At 74.5% G+C, this 13,815-nt stretch carries 10 protein-coding genes; 9 read left to right on the top strand and 1 reads right to left on the bottom strand.

What is annotated here, in order from left to right; translation table 11 throughout:
- The first annotated feature begins 53 nt into the window (after positions 1-53).
- Both aspS and AB0J74_RS25175 read left to right on the top strand, forming a co-directional pair.
- A complete protein-coding gene (aspS, locus tag AB0J74_RS25180) occupies positions 54-1,859 on the top strand; it encodes an aspartate--tRNA ligase (protein WP_363451954.1) in 1,806 nt (601 codons plus the stop codon).
- A 58-nt stretch (positions 1,860-1,917) separates the two neighbouring features.
- Positions 1,918-2,739, top strand: a complete 822-nt coding sequence (locus tag AB0J74_RS25175) for a sugar nucleotide-binding protein (RefSeq protein WP_363452236.1) — start codon at positions 1,918-1,920, stop codon at positions 2,737-2,739.
- Between the two features lie 20 nt (positions 2,740-2,759).
- Here AB0J74_RS25175 and AB0J74_RS25170 read toward each other — a convergent pair whose 3' ends face one another.
- The gene (locus tag AB0J74_RS25170; protein ID WP_363451952.1) at positions 2,760-3,467 is read right to left on the bottom strand and encodes a GNAT family N-acetyltransferase; all 708 of its coding nucleotides are present in this window, start codon (positions 3,465-3,467) and stop codon (positions 2,760-2,762) included.
- 108 nt (positions 3,468-3,575) lie between these two features.
- Between AB0J74_RS25170 and AB0J74_RS25165 the strand changes: the two genes are divergently transcribed.
- The 7 genes from AB0J74_RS25165 (at position 3,576) to alaS (ending at position 13,813) form a co-directional block, all read left to right on the top strand.
- Entirely contained in the window at positions 3,576-3,785 is a 210-nt protein-coding gene (locus tag AB0J74_RS25165) for a hypothetical protein (protein ID WP_363451950.1), read from the top strand.
- Between the two features lie 101 nt (positions 3,786-3,886).
- Positions 3,887-5,641, top strand: coding sequence for an AAA family ATPase (locus tag AB0J74_RS25160; protein ID WP_363451948.1), 1,755 nt, complete (start codon positions 3,887-3,889; stop codon positions 5,639-5,641).
- 1,946 nt (positions 5,642-7,587) lie between these two features.
- On the top strand, positions 7,588-8,373 hold the full coding sequence (locus AB0J74_RS25155) for a hypothetical protein (protein ID WP_363451946.1): 786 nt from the start codon (positions 7,588-7,590) through the stop codon (positions 8,371-8,373).
- Positions 8,374-9,317: 944 nt separating this feature from the next.
- Complete coding sequence (locus tag AB0J74_RS25150; RefSeq protein ID WP_363451944.1) at positions 9,318-10,229, top strand: hypothetical protein; 912 nt, start codon at positions 9,318-9,320, stop codon at positions 10,227-10,229.
- Between the two features lie 69 nt (positions 10,230-10,298).
- Positions 10,299-10,763, top strand: coding sequence for a DUF948 domain-containing protein (locus tag AB0J74_RS25145; RefSeq protein WP_363451942.1), 465 nt, complete (start codon positions 10,299-10,301; stop codon positions 10,761-10,763).
- A gap of 33 nt (positions 10,764-10,796) precedes the next feature.
- Positions 10,797-11,120, top strand: coding sequence for a hypothetical protein (locus tag AB0J74_RS25140; protein WP_363451940.1), 324 nt, complete (start codon positions 10,797-10,799; stop codon positions 11,118-11,120).
- Between the two features lie 11 nt (positions 11,121-11,131).
- Positions 11,132-13,813, top strand: coding sequence for an alanine--tRNA ligase (alaS, locus tag AB0J74_RS25135; protein WP_363451938.1), 2,682 nt, complete (start codon positions 11,132-11,134; stop codon positions 13,811-13,813).
- Positions 13,814-13,815 lie beyond the last annotated feature (2 nt).

Genomic DNA, 13,815 nt, shown 5'->3' with positions numbered 1-13,815 from the left:
TGCGAGAATCGAGCGCGCAACGCCGTACCCCATTGTCGAGGAGAGCGACCGCCGTGATCCGTACCCATGATGCCGGAAGCCTGCGCGCCACGGACGCCGGCAGCGCGGTGACCCTGGCCGGGTGGGTGGCCCGCCGCCGTGATCATGGTGGGGTCATCTTCGTCGACCTCCGCGATGCGTCCGGCGTGGCGCAGGTCGTCTTCCGTGAGGAAGACGCCCACCACCTGCGCAACGAATACTGCGTCAAGGTGGTCGGCGAGGTCGCCCGGCGGCCCGCCGGCAACGAGAACCCCGACCTGCCGACCGGCGAGGTCGAGGTCAACGCGACCGGGCTCGAGGTGCTGTCCGAAGCCGCGCCGCTGCCGTTGCCGGTCGACGACAACATCGACGCGGGCGACGACATCCGGCTCCGCCACCGCTATCTCGACCTGCGGCGCAGCGGGCCGGCCAACGCGCTCAAGCTGCGCAGCCGGGCCAACCAGATCGCCCGCCAGGTGCTGCACGCGCGCGACTTCAACGAGATCGAGACGCCGACCCTGACGCGGTCGACGCCCGAGGGCGCGCGCGATTTCCTGGTGCCGGTGCGGTTGCAACCCGGCAGCTGGTACGCGTTGCCGCAGTCACCGCAGCTCTTCAAGCAGCTGCTGATGGTGGCCGGCATGGAGCGCTACTACCAGATCGCCCGCTGCTACCGCGACGAAGACTTCCGCGCCGACCGGCAGCCCGAGTTCACCCAGCTCGACATCGAGATGTCGTTCATCACCCAAGACGACGTGATCGACCTCGGCGAGGCGATCGTCGGTGCGCTCTGGGAAGAGCTCGCGGGTCACCGGATCGAGCGACCCATCCCGCGGATCACCTGGCACGACGCCATGGCCCGCTACGGCTCCGACAAGCCCGACCTGCGCTACGGGGTCGAGCTGACCGAGCTGACCGACTACCTGAGCGGCACCGAGTTCCGGGTGTTCGCCGGAGCGATCGCCGCCGGTGGCTATGTCGGCGCGGTCGTCATGCCGGGCGGCGCGTCGCAGAGCCGCAAGGAGCTCGACGGCTGGCAGGACTGGGCCAAGGCGCGCGGCGCCCGCGGCCTGGCCTACGTGGTGCTCGACGCCGAGACCGGCGAGGCCCGCGGCCCGGTCGCCAAGAACCTGAGCGCGGCACACCTCGACGGGCTCGCCGACGCGGTCGGTGCCAAGCCCGGCGACGCCATCTTCTTCGCGGCGGCCGCCGAGCGGCGCGAGGCCCAGGAGTTGCTCGGCGCCGCACGCATCGAGATCGCCCGCCGGGCCGGCCTGGCCGACCCCGACGCGTGGGCGTTCTGCTGGGTGACCGACGCGCCGATGTTCGAGAAAGACGACGACGGCGGCTGGACGGCCGTGCACCACCCGTTCACCTCGCCCAACTCCGAGTGGATGGACCGCTTCGAGGAGGCGCCCGACCAGGCACTGGCCTACGCCTACGACATCGTCTGCAACGGCAACGAGATCGGCGGCGGCTCCGTCCGTATCCACCGGGCCGACGTGCAACGCCGGGTGTTCACCCTGCTCGGGATCACCGACGACGAGGCGGCCGACAAGTTCGGCTTCCTGCTCGAAGCCTTCAAATACGGGCCGCCCCCGCACGGCGGCATCGCGTTCGGTTGGGACCGGGTCTGCATGCTGCTCGCCGGCGCCGACTCGATCCGCGAGGTGATCGCGTTCCCCAAGACGCGGGGCGGCTACGACCCGCTGACCGGCGCGCCGACGCCGATCACCGGCCAGCAGCGGCTCGAGGCCGGCGTCGACGCCAAGCCCAAGCCGACGTCGGCGGCCAACGTCGGCACCGCGGGTGTGGCCGTAGCGGTAGAGCACACGCCCTGACCGGCGGGCGCGGGCGGGTGGAGGGCAGGAGCGGGCGGGGGTACGCAGCGCGGTGACGATGCTCGTCGTGGGTGGCAGCGGCTACCTCGGTGGTGAGGTGTGCCGGCAGGCGGTCGCGGCCGGGTCCACGGTCGTGGCCACCCATTGGCGGGGGGCGGGCGACGAGCCCGGCGTGCGCTGGGAGCGGCTCGACGTGCGCGACCGGGCCGCGGTCGACCGGCTGGTGGCCGCTGTGCGGCCGGCCACGGTGGTCAACGTCGCCTACGCCTACGCCGAATGGGCGACGACGGCCACCGGCGCGGCGCACGTCGCGGCGGCTGCCGCGCGGGCCGGCGCGCGCCTGGTCCACATGTCCAGCGACGCCGTCCACGGTGGACGGCCGGAGCCCTACGGTGACGACGACGATCCGAGCCCGGTCTTCGCCTATGGCGCCGCGAAAGCGGCCGCGGAGACCGCCGTGCGGGCACTGGCACCCGACGCGGCGGTCGTGCGCTGCTCCCTGATCATCGGGCCGGATGCCCGGTCGCACCAGGTGGCGCAATGCCTGCGGGCCCTCGACCCGGCGGACGATATGCGGCTGTTCCGCGACGAGTTCCGCACCCCGGTTGGCGTCGAAGACCTGGCCGGTGCGGTGCTGGAATTGGCGGCGGGCGGCTACGCGGGCGTGCTCAACGTCGCCGGCCCCGAACGCCTGAGCCGCGCCGAACTCGGCGTGCTCGTCGCACGGGCGCATGGCCTCGACCCGGCCGGCCTGCGCACCGCCACGGTCGCCGAGTCGGGCACGGCGCGCGCCGCCATGGTCGTGCTCGACACCACCCGGGCCCGCGAGTTGCTCAAGACACCCTTGCGGCCAGCCGCCGAGGTGCTGGCGCCGCACTGACCACCATGGACGGACTGGGGCTAGGCGAGACCGACCGACGTGCGGGGCGTCGACGAGACGTACCCCAGCGATTCGTACATCCGGTTCGCCACGAGGTTGTCGCTCATCACGCCCAGCGCGGCGGTGCCGTACTCAGTGACGAGCCGCCGGGTCAGCGCGGCCGTGAGCGCCGCACCGAGCCCGCGCCCCCGCGCGGCCGGGTGCACGGCGATGCCGGAAAGGAAGCCGACGCCGCCGCGGCTGCGGTCGGCGGCGCAGGCGACCACCCGGCCGCCGTCGCGGATCGCCCACCAGGCGCGTACCCGCGGATCGCCCGGTCTGGTGGTGGTGCCGGGGAACGCGAGGTCGAGCAACGCGGTGATGCCGGCGTCGTCGACGACCGGCGCCGCCCGCTCCTCACCCATCCGCTCCGGCGGGGCCTGGCGGGTCCAACGAAAGTCCCACTCGTCGCGGACCCGCACGGCGACCGGCGTCTCCCCGGCCAGCCGCGGCAGATGCCACCAACCTGGCGCGCCGGGCTTGCGTTCGCCGGCGAGACGCGCGGCGGTCGCGGCGGCCACCGCGCCGTCGCCGAGTGCGCAGACCACCGAGCCGTGCGTGATCCAGACCACTGTGGACCCGTCCTGGACACCGGTCACGCCTTCGCCGCCGCCCGTGGTGAGCAGGGCGTAGGGGTGCGCGTCTGTCGCCGCCAGCACGGCGTCGCGGCCGACGAGAGCTTCAGCCATCACCGCAACGTAGCTGATCGAACGTCGAGATTGCCCGGGGACCCGAGTGGGTATTGATCGGCCACCGCTCGAACCCCTCGGGCGCGGCCCCCTTTCAGGAGGATAGAGATGCTCGCCATCGTCGCGGCCATCGTCTTCGGTTTCGCCTTGCTGCTCGACCTGTTCGACACCGACCTGGGCGCTCCCGACCTTTTCAACTGGCAGACCCTGGTGCTGATCGGTCTCACCCTGCTCGCGCTCTACCTCGGCGGCGTCGGCCAGGGGCCCCGCACCGGCACCGGCCGTCGCTTCTACGGCCGCCGGCCGGGTCGCGGCTGACCCACGACAACGCGAGGGGCCCACGGAAAGTGGGCCCCTCGTCGTGTCTTCGCCTACTTCGCATTTCCGGCACCTGTGGCCCGGCCGGTACTGTTCTCCTGATGGAGCCCGACGCCCTTTTCTCGGTCGCCGACAGTGGCGGGGTGCGCACCGCACCCCAGCACGCCGTCGGCGCTAGCGGCTTCGCGGATCCGGGTGCCGACGCGCCCCTGCCGGTGCGGATGCGCCCGCGCACCGTCGACGAGTTGGTCGGCCAGAATCACCTGCTCGCGCCTGGTGCGCCGTTGCGGCAACTGGTCAGCGGCGCGACACCCCTCTCGGTGATCCTGTGGGGGCCGCCGGGCAGCGGGAAGACCACGATCGCGCACCTGGTCGCCCAGGCGAGTGACCGGCGGTTCGTGGCGATGTCGGCGCTGAACGCGGGCGTCAAAGACGTGCGGGCCGTGATCGAGACCGCGCGCCGCGAGCGCCGGGCCGGTGGGCCGCCGACCGTGCTGTTCATCGACGAGGTGCACCGGTTCTCCAAGACACAGCAGGACTCGTTGCTCTCGGCGGTCGAGGACCGGACCGTGACGCTGCTGGCGGCGACGACGGAAAATCCGTACTTCTCGGTGATTTCACCGCTTCTGTCCCGATGTGTGCTGTTGACCTTGCAGCCGCTCGACGAGACGGCGGTGCGGGGCCTGGTGCGCCGCGCGCTCACCGACGAGCGCGGCCTCCGCGGCGAGGTCACTCTCACGATCGAAGCAGAAGATCATCTGGTACGCCTCGCGTCAGGCGACGTCCGCAAGGCGCTGACGGCGTTGGAGGCGGCGGCCGGGTCGGCGCTGGCCCGCGGCGCCACCGAGATCGACCTGGAGACCGCTGAGCAGGCCGTCGACGTGGCGGCGGTCCGCTACGACCGCGACGGCGACGAGCACTACGACGTGATCAGCGCGTTCATCAAGAGCATGCGCGGCTCCGATGTGGACGCCTCACTGCACTACCTGGCCCGGATGCTGGTGGCCGGCGAAGACGCCCGGTTCATCGCGCGGCGCATCGTGATCTTCGCCAGCGAAGACATCGGCATGGCCGACCCGACGGCGCTGACCGTTGCCACCGCGGCGGCGCACGCGGTGGAATACGTGGGCCTGCCCGAGGTGCAGCTCAACCTGGCGCAGGCGGTGATCCACATGGCCACCGCGCCCAAGTCCAACAGCGCCACGACGGCGATCGGCGCGGCCCTAGCTGACGTGCGCGCCGGCAAGGGCGGCAGCGTGCCGCGGGCCCTGCGCGACGCTCATTACCAGGGCGCGCGGGGGCTCGGCCACGGCAAGGGCTACCAATACCCGCACGACGACCCGCGGGGCGTGCTCACGCAGCAGTACCCGCCGGACGAGTTGGTCGGCGTCGATTACTACCAGCCGGGCGACCACGGCGACGAGCGCGCCGTCGGGATGCGGCTGCCGACGATCCGCCGCATCCTCCGCGGCGAGCGGGGGCGCCGCGCTGCCGATGCCAACGGCGGGGGTACGCCGCCTGCGAGCGGCGATGGCCCGGGCGCGTCCCGTGCCGGTGGCGCCGATGGGCCGGGCCCGTCGCGTGCCGATGGTCCGGGCCCGTCCCGCGCCGGTGGCGCCGATGGTCCGGGCTCGTCCCGCGCCGGCGGCGGCGATGGCCAGGGGCCGCCGCGGGCCGCGGGTAGCGGCTCGGGTGCGTCGCGGGGCGGCGGTGCGGATGGCGCCGAATCCGCCGGTGACGCGAAGGCGCGGTCCGGTGGGACCGGGGTCGCGGCCGAGCCGTCGGTGGGTGAGGCTGTTCCCGCGGGGCGCGAGGCCCGGCGACAGGGTGGCGACGACGAGGGCGAGGTTGGGTGAACCGGGATTGCGGGCTTGGTCGCGATCTCGATCTCTCCACATCGCCGGTGTCCCATTGGCGAGGTTTGTGGCGACGAATCGTGCCGTCCCCCGGCACGACGAGCAATGAGGTGAGCGCGTGAGCGACGATCGGCGCGATCCGCCGGCCAAGGGCCGGCGATGGGGCCGGGGTCGCGACGACGGCGAAGAGGCCGACGCGACCCGGGGCGAAGACCTGGGCTGGCTGGCTGACCTGCGTACGGCCAAGGAAGAGCGCGCGGACATCGGGCCGGGCGGCGAAGACGCTGGCGCGCCGCCACCCGGAGGACGTCCGCCGGGGCCGGTGGCGCCGCCGCCCGGCCACGGTGCCGGTTTCCCGGACGGTGCCGGTTTCCCGGACGGTGCCGGTCGTGGGGAGCCCGCCGGGCGCCCGGCCGACCCGGGCGCGCGGCCTGCGGAGGGCCCGCCGGGACGGTTCGCACCGGACGCGCCCGCCGGGCGGCCCGCCGATGCGGCGCCGCCGGGGCGGACGGGTCGCGGTCGACCCGACGCCGGTGCGCGCGGTCCCGCTGCGCCTGAACCTCCCGCACGCTTCGCGGGCGGTCCGCCCGCAGGTGGACCGCCGGTGCCGCCCGGCGCCGTGCCCGGGCCGCGGGGCGCTGCTGCGCCGCTGCCGCCCGGCATCCCGGGCGACCCGGCCCGGCCCGCCGGCGCGCCCGTGCCGCCGCCCGGCGGCCCACGCGGCGGTGCACCAGGCCGGCCGCCACGCGATGCCGAGCCCGGCGGACGACACGGCGGCGGAGTGCCCGGCCGGCCCGAGGACGGCACCGGCCAGTTTGGCCCCGCCGGGCGGCCTGGCGTGCCCCCGGTTCAGGACGGTGGTCAGTTTGGTCCGGCCGGGCGGCCTGGTGTGCCGCCGGGCCGGGACGGTGCGGCGGGGCGGTCGGGTGTGCCGCCGGTTCAGGATGGTGGCCAGTTTGGTCCGGCCGGGCGGCCTGGTGTGCCGCCGGGTCGCGACGGTGCTGCGGCGGGGCGGCCGGGTGTGCCGCCGGTTCAGGATGGTGGCCAGTTCGGACCGCCCGGGCGGCCTGGTGTGCCGCCGGGTCGCGACGGTGCTGCGGCGGGGCGGCCTGGTGTGCCGCCGGTTCAGGACGGTGGCCAGTTTGGTCCGGCCGGGCGGCCAGGTGTGCCGTCGGGTCGCGACGGTGCTGGCGCGGGGCGGTCCGGCATGGCGCCGAGCCAGGATCGTGGCCAGTTCGGACCGCCCGGGCGGCCAGGTGTGCCGCCGGGTCGCGACGGTGGTCCGGCCGGGCAGCCTGGTGTGCCGCCCGGACAGGACACCGGGCAGTGGGGTGCGCAGCGCGATCCGCGTGCGGACGCGACCGGAGGAATGCCAGCCGCGCCCGTTTCCGGTGGGCGCGGGCGCGGTGGTGCGGCGCGCAGCCGGTTCTCGGCGCCGCCGGATCAGTCCGGGGGCGTTCCCCAGTCGGGCAACGCTCCGGCTGTGCCGCCGGGCACGGGCGGCGAGCAGACTTCCGGGTGGCGGGCCGGTGCGGGCGCCGTCGGTTCGCCGGCGGCCGAGTCGACGGGTCGGCGCGCGGCGCCGGATCCCGAGCCCGGCACCGGATCGGTGCGACCGGCCGCCGGTGGGCGGCGACGTGCGCCCGAAGGTGACGAAGATCCTGGTGGGCAGACGTCCGGGTGGGCGCGGCGCGAACAGGCCGGTCGCCCGGCTGTGCCGACGTCCGGGGCCGATCCGGCCCGCAGCCGGTTCGCCGGGGGAGCGGCCACGCCGCCACCGACCGAACGCGCGCCGGGGTGGAACGGCGCGCCGGCCGGCCCGACGGCCACCGGCGGGATGTCGCCGGTGATCACACCGCCGGTGGTGCCGGGCCGCGAGTCCGGGCCGCCCCGGCAGGGTCGCCGTGCCGCGCCAGAGCCCCCGGCGGACGATCCGGAGACCTTCGGTGGCCGCGGCCGCCCCGGCCGCGGCGCTGTGCCAGGCCCGGTGGATGACGGTGTGGCCGGGCCTGGCCGTGCGGAGACGTTTGGTGGTCGTGGGCGGCCTGGCCAGCGTGGCGGTGCCACCGGGCCGGATGTGCCGCCCGGTGACGGCGTTGCTGGTGCTGGTCGGGCGGAGACCTTTGGTGGTCGTGGGCGGCCGGGCCAGCGTGGCGGCCCCGGAGTGCCGCCTGGCGATGGCGTGCAGGGCGCTGGGCCGGCCGAGTCGTTCGGTGGTCGTGGGCGGCCCGGTGGTCCGGTCGGCCGTGGCGGTGTGGCTGGCCCGGAGGTCGCACCCGGCGACGGAGTCGCGGGTCGTGGCCGGCCGGCTGGTCGTGGTGGCGTCGGCGGTCCGGACCTGGCGCCCGGTGAGGGCGGCGAGGCGTTCGGCGGGCGCGGGCGACCGGGCGGCCGGGGCTCAGTGGCCGGCCCGGATCTGCCGCTGGGTGGCAGCGCGGCCGTTCCCGGGCGTCCGGAGACGTCCGGCGGTCGTGGCCGGCCGGGTGGCAGCGGCGGCCCGGAGGTTCCGGACAGTCCCGCAGCGGGTGGACGCTCGGCAGGCCGCGGTGGTGCGGCCGGCCCGGATGCTCCCGTCGACGGTGGCGCCGGACGACCCACAGGCGCGCGGAGCCGGTTCCGCGGTGACGCTACCGGCGCAGAGAGCCTGCCATCGGGGCGGCGGGCCGCGCCGGAAGGCGTTGCCGACCCGGCCGCCGGGCCGCGCGGCCGGCACGGCGGCACCGGCGAGATAACCGGGGCGCCGTCAGGCGGCGTGCCCGGAACCGACGGCCCGGGTCGCGCCAGCCGGCACGGCACGGCGGCGGACGATGTCGCCGACAACACCGGCGACGTCGGTGCGGCCGGTGGCCGGCGCCGTCGTGCCGGTGACACCGACACCGGCGCGCTCGGTGGTGCGCGCGGACGGTTCAACGACAGCGCCGGGCCTCCCGGTGGCCGTGCACCGGTGGCCGACGGACCGGGCCGGCCCGGGCGACCCGGCACGGAAACCGGCGGGGTGGTGGTGCCCGGAAGGCCGGGCGTCCGCGGCGGAGCCGGGCGGGACGGCACGGGCGGTGTGCGTCCGCCGTTCGCACCGGATCAGGCCGGCCCCGGTGGCAACCGGGCCGGTCGGCCCGACGCATCGGGAGCCGCCCGCCCACCGATGGGTACAGCCCAACCGGGCACCCCGCCCGCACGAGGTGGCGCCCGCACAGGCAACCGCCCCATGGGCGCTGCCGGCATCCCGGACGCGACCGGGACGGCCCGCCCGTCGGTCCCGCCCGACCAACCCGGGCCAGGAGCGCCCGGACCAGCCGGACCACTCGGCCCCGCCCGACCAGCCGGTCAGCACGGACCACTCGGACCGGCAGGTCAGCACGGACCACTCGGCCCCGCCGGACCAGCCGGTCAGCACGGACCGGGCGGCCTGAACGGCCCCGGCCTGAACGGCCCCGGCCTGAACGGCCCCGGCCCGAACGGCCCCGGCCACGGCAACGGCCCCGGACCCGGCAACGCCCCCGGCCACGGCAACGGCCCCGGCCCCGGCCACGGCAACGCGCCCGGCCCCGGCAACGCCCCCGGCCACGGCGCCGGCGCCGGCCCGAACGGCCCCGGTCCGAACGGCCCCGGCGGCCCTGGCCCCAACGCGCCAGGAACCCGCGGCCGCCCCGGCCTGCCCGGCGACGCCCCGGACGGCATGCCCCGCCCGCCGGCCGCCGCCGTCCCGGTGCGTGCCGCGGCCACCCCGCCAGCCGCACCGGCCACCCGCCCACCCACGGCGGCCGGCACCGCCCGCCCGCCGGCCCCGCCCGGCGCCCCCGACCAGCCCCCACCGGACGCCGTCCGGCGCTCGGCCGCGGTCCCGCTCCCGCCGGACACCAGCCAGCCCATCGAGCCCGCCGCGGCCAGGGCCAGCGTGCCTGGCGCGCTGCCCGCCGACACCACACCCCAGCGCAAGAACGCGCTGGCGGCGGCACGAGCCATGCAATTCAGGGAGCAGATCCGGGAACCGCGGAATGTTCGGCTCGGCGTGCTCGTACTCGCGATCCTGATGGTCCTCGTCGCACTTCCGCTTTATTCGTGGGCCAAGGCCGAGTCGCGTGATCCGGTGTTCACCGCCCTCGACAGCATGAGCGTGCCGGACTGGGCCAACACCAAGCCCGAGGATCGCACCGACGGCAACCGCTGGTGCCTGACCGAGTGCCGGTTCCGGGAGCGGACCACGCACTCGACGCAGGGGCCCGAGGAGACCACGAAGGTCTACCACCAGGCGCTCCAGCAGGCCGGTTGGACCAGCTGGAAGGTGGCGAAGTGTCCGGAGACCAAGGTTGACGGCAGCTACACCTGCTGGACCCGCGACGAGCTGACCATGGATCTGTGGGTACGCGCCCCGGCCTGCGGCAACGTGCCCATCGGGGTGGAGCCGCAAGCGGGCGCCAGCCCGGGGCCGCCGGTCGGGCTCAGCGCCGAGGACTGCAAGGGTTCCGACGTGTCCATCAAGGTCCGCAACGCGATCGCCGACGAGCGCACCGGGCCGTTGCCCGACGTCAATCCGGGCGAGGTCGGTGAGACGCCCTATGGCCTCGCCCCGACGGCCGCACCGTCGTGAGGCCGTGCGGCGTTACGGACGGTAGGGTCTGCACGTTGGCGCACGGGGCACGTCGTGGAGGAGGTTCGGGTGGACGGTGGAGAAGTCGCGTGGCTGGTCGTGGCCGGCGCGTTCCTGATGCTGGTGCTGGTGCTCGCGGTGCCGATCCTGCGCCTGCGTAAGACGATCGACGCCGCGACGAACGCGATCAACGATCTCAACGACCGCACGGCCCCGATCCTGGCCAACGCCAACACGACGATCGAGGGCGTGAACGTGGCGTTGAGCCAGGTGCACACCTCGCTCGACGGGGTCAACGTGCAGCTCGCCAAGATCGACACGATGACCGGGCACGCGCAGAACGTGACGGCCAACGTCGCCAACCTCGCCACGGTGGTCTCGGCAGCCGCGGCCAACCCGTTGGTCAAGGTCGCCGCCTTCGGCTACGGCGTGCGCCGGGCCGCCGCCGCCCGCCGCCACGCCGACGACGAGCGCGAGGTGCGCGCCACCCTGAAGCAGCAGCGCCGCGCCGCCAAGCGGGCCGCCGCGCGCTGAACCCGGCGCGGGCCGCCGAGGAAGGATGGAACCATGAAACGGTTGCTCTGGCTGGGCGTCGGCCTCGCGGTGGGCGCGCTGGTCGTGCGCAAGCTGACCCAGAAGGCCAACGAATACAGCCCGGCGGGCATCGCCTCGTCGGTGTCCGAGTCGGCGGGCGGGCTGGTCGAGTCGGTCCGGGCCTTCGTCGACGACGTCCGCGCCGGCATGGCCGAGCGTGAACAGCAGATCCACGAGGCCTTCGCCAACGGCGTGGCGTTCGAGGACCAGTTCGAAGACCTGCGTGGCGACGACATCGAGGTCGACTTCGACGAGCCGACCAGCGGGCCGCACCCACGGCAACGAAACATCACTTAGGAAGGCACCCGATGAAGACGGCGGAGATCAAGCGGCGGTTCCTCGCGCACTTCGAGGCCAACGGCCATGCCGTGGTCCCGAGCGCCCCGCTGCCCGCCATCGACGACCCGAACCTGCTGTTCGTCAACGCCGGCATGGTGCAGTTCGTGCCCTACTTCCTGGGCCAGCGCACGCCGCCGTGGCAGCGGGCGACGAGCGTGCAGAAGTGCATCCGCACACCCGACATCGACGAGGTCGGCAAGACCAGCCGGCACGGCACGTTCTTTCAGATGAACGGCAACTTCTCGTTCGGCGACTATTTCAAGGCCGGCGCGATCCCGCTCGCCTTCGACCTGGTCACCAAGCCGGTCAGCGAGGGTGGCTTCGGGCTCGACGCCGAGAAGATCTGGGCCACGGTCTACCTCGACGACGACGAGGCGATCGAGATCTGGAAGCAGACCGGCATCCCGTCGGAGCGGCTGGTCCGCCGAGGCAAGAAGGACAACTACTGGTCGATGGGCATCCCGGGGCCGGCCGGCCCGTGCTCGGAGCTCTACTACGACCGTGGCCCGGCCTACGGCCCCGAGGGCGGCCCCGAGGTCGACGAGGACCGCTTCCTCGAGTTCTGGAACCTCGTCTTCATGCAGTACGAGATCACCAACGTGAAGAACAAAGAGGTCTTCGACGTCGTCGGTGAGCTGCCGGCGAAGAACATCGACACCGGCATGGGGCTGGAGCGGATCGCGTCGCTGCTGCAGGGCGTCGACAACCTCTACGAGATCGACGAGGTCCGGCCGATCCTCGACCGGGCGGCCGAGCTGACCGGCAAGCGCTACGGCGCCGCGCCGAGCCACGTCGCCGCCGAGTCGCACCCCGACGACGTGCGGCTGCGGGTGATCGCCGACCACGTGCGCACCTCGTTGATGCTGATCGGCGACGGGGTCACACCCTCCAACGAGGGCCGGGGGTACGTGCTGCGCCGGATCATGCGCCGGGCCATCCGGTCGATGCGGCTGCTCGGCTGGCAGGAGCGCTCGCTGCCGGAGCTGCTGCCGGTCGCTCGGGACTGCATGGCGCCGTCCTACCCGGAGCTGGCCAGCGACTTCGGCCGGATCGCCGACTACGCGTACGCCGAGGAAGAGGCCTTCCTGTCGACGCTGCGCGCCGGCACGACGATCCTGGACACCGCGGTGGCCGAGACCAAGCGGTCCGGCGGCACGACGCTCTCCGGCGACCAGGCCTTCCAGCTCCACGACACCTACGGCTTCCCGATCGACCTGACCCTGGAGATCGCGGCCGAGCAGGGCCTGCAGGTCGACGCCGACGGCTTCCGCCGGCTGATGGCCGAGCAGCGCACCCGGGCCAAGGCCGACGCGCAGGCGCGCAAGACCGGCCACGTCGACCTGTCCGCCTACCGCGCGGTCCTCGACGCCGGCGGCCCGGTCGAGTTCACCGGTTACGCCGAGGTCAGCCGCGAGTCGCGGGTGCGGGCCGTGCTCGACAGCGGCGGCAGCGCCCTCCAAGCGGCCGGCGAGGGCGACACCATCGAGCTGGTCCTCGACGCGACGCCGTTCTACGCCGAGGGCGGCGGCCAGCAGCCCGACATGGGCCTGGTCACCGTCGGCGGTGGGCAGGTCGAGGTGTTCGACGTGCAGTCGCCGGTCCCCGGCCTGGTCGTGCACCGCGCCAAGGTGGTCCGCGGCGAGGTCCGGGTCGGCGAGGCCGGCTTCGCCGAGATCGACATCACCCGCCGCAAGGCGATCTCCCGTTCGCACACGGCGACCCACCTGGTGCACCAGACCATGCGCAACTTCCTGGGCGAGTCGGCGACCCAGGCGGGTTCGCTCAACGCGCCCGGCCGGCTGCGGTTCGACTTCAACACCCCGGCCGCGGTGCCGCCGAGCGTGCTGACCGACGTCGAGCAGCAGATCAACGAGGTGCTGCTGGGCGACCTCGAGGTGCACGCGTTCATCACCTCGCAGGAGGAGGCGCGGCGGCTCGGCGCGATGGCGCTGTTCGGCGAGAAATACGGCGACGAGGTGCGGGTCGTCGAGGTCGGCGACTACGCCCGCGAGCTGTGCGGCGGCACCCACGTGGCCCGCTCCGGCCAGCTCGGCCTTGTCAAGATCCTTTCAGAGGCGTCGATCGGTTCCGGCGTACGCCGGGTCGAGGCCCTGGTCGGCATCGACGCGTTCCAGCACCTCGCCCGCGAGCACCTCATGGTGGCCCGGCTGGCCGAGCTCTACCGGGTGCCGGGCGACCAGGTCGCCGAGCGGGTCGCGCAGACGATCAGCCAGCTCCGCGACGCGGAGAAGGAGCTCGAGAAGCTCCGGGGCCAGCTGGTGCTGGGCGGTGCCGCGGCGCTGGCGGCCGGTGCGGTCGACATCCGCGGCGTGGCGTTCGTGGGCACCGAGGCGCCCGAGGGTGCCGCGGGCAACGACGTGCGTACCCTCGCGCAGGAGATCCGTGGCAAGATCGACCCGGCGCGGGCCGCGATCGTCGCGGTGGCGGCCAGGTCGGGCGGCAAGGCGTCGCTCGTGGTGGCGGCGAACGCGGCCGCCAAGGCGCGCGGCCTGTCGGCCGGCGACCTGGTCAAGGGCGCCCTGTCCGGCCGGGGTGGCGGCAACGCCGATCTGGCCCAGGGCGGCGGCGTCCCGGCGTCCGAGGCGGCCAACCTCCTGGCTGCTGTGGAAAAGGCTATTGACGGAGCGTGACG

Origin of the sequence: Asanoa sp. NPDC049573, from assembly GCF_040676615.1 — a bacterium.
Classification (GTDB): Bacteria; Actinomycetota; Actinomycetes; order Mycobacteriales; family Micromonosporaceae; genus Asanoa.
This window is presented reverse-complemented; position numbering and strand designations above follow the sequence as displayed.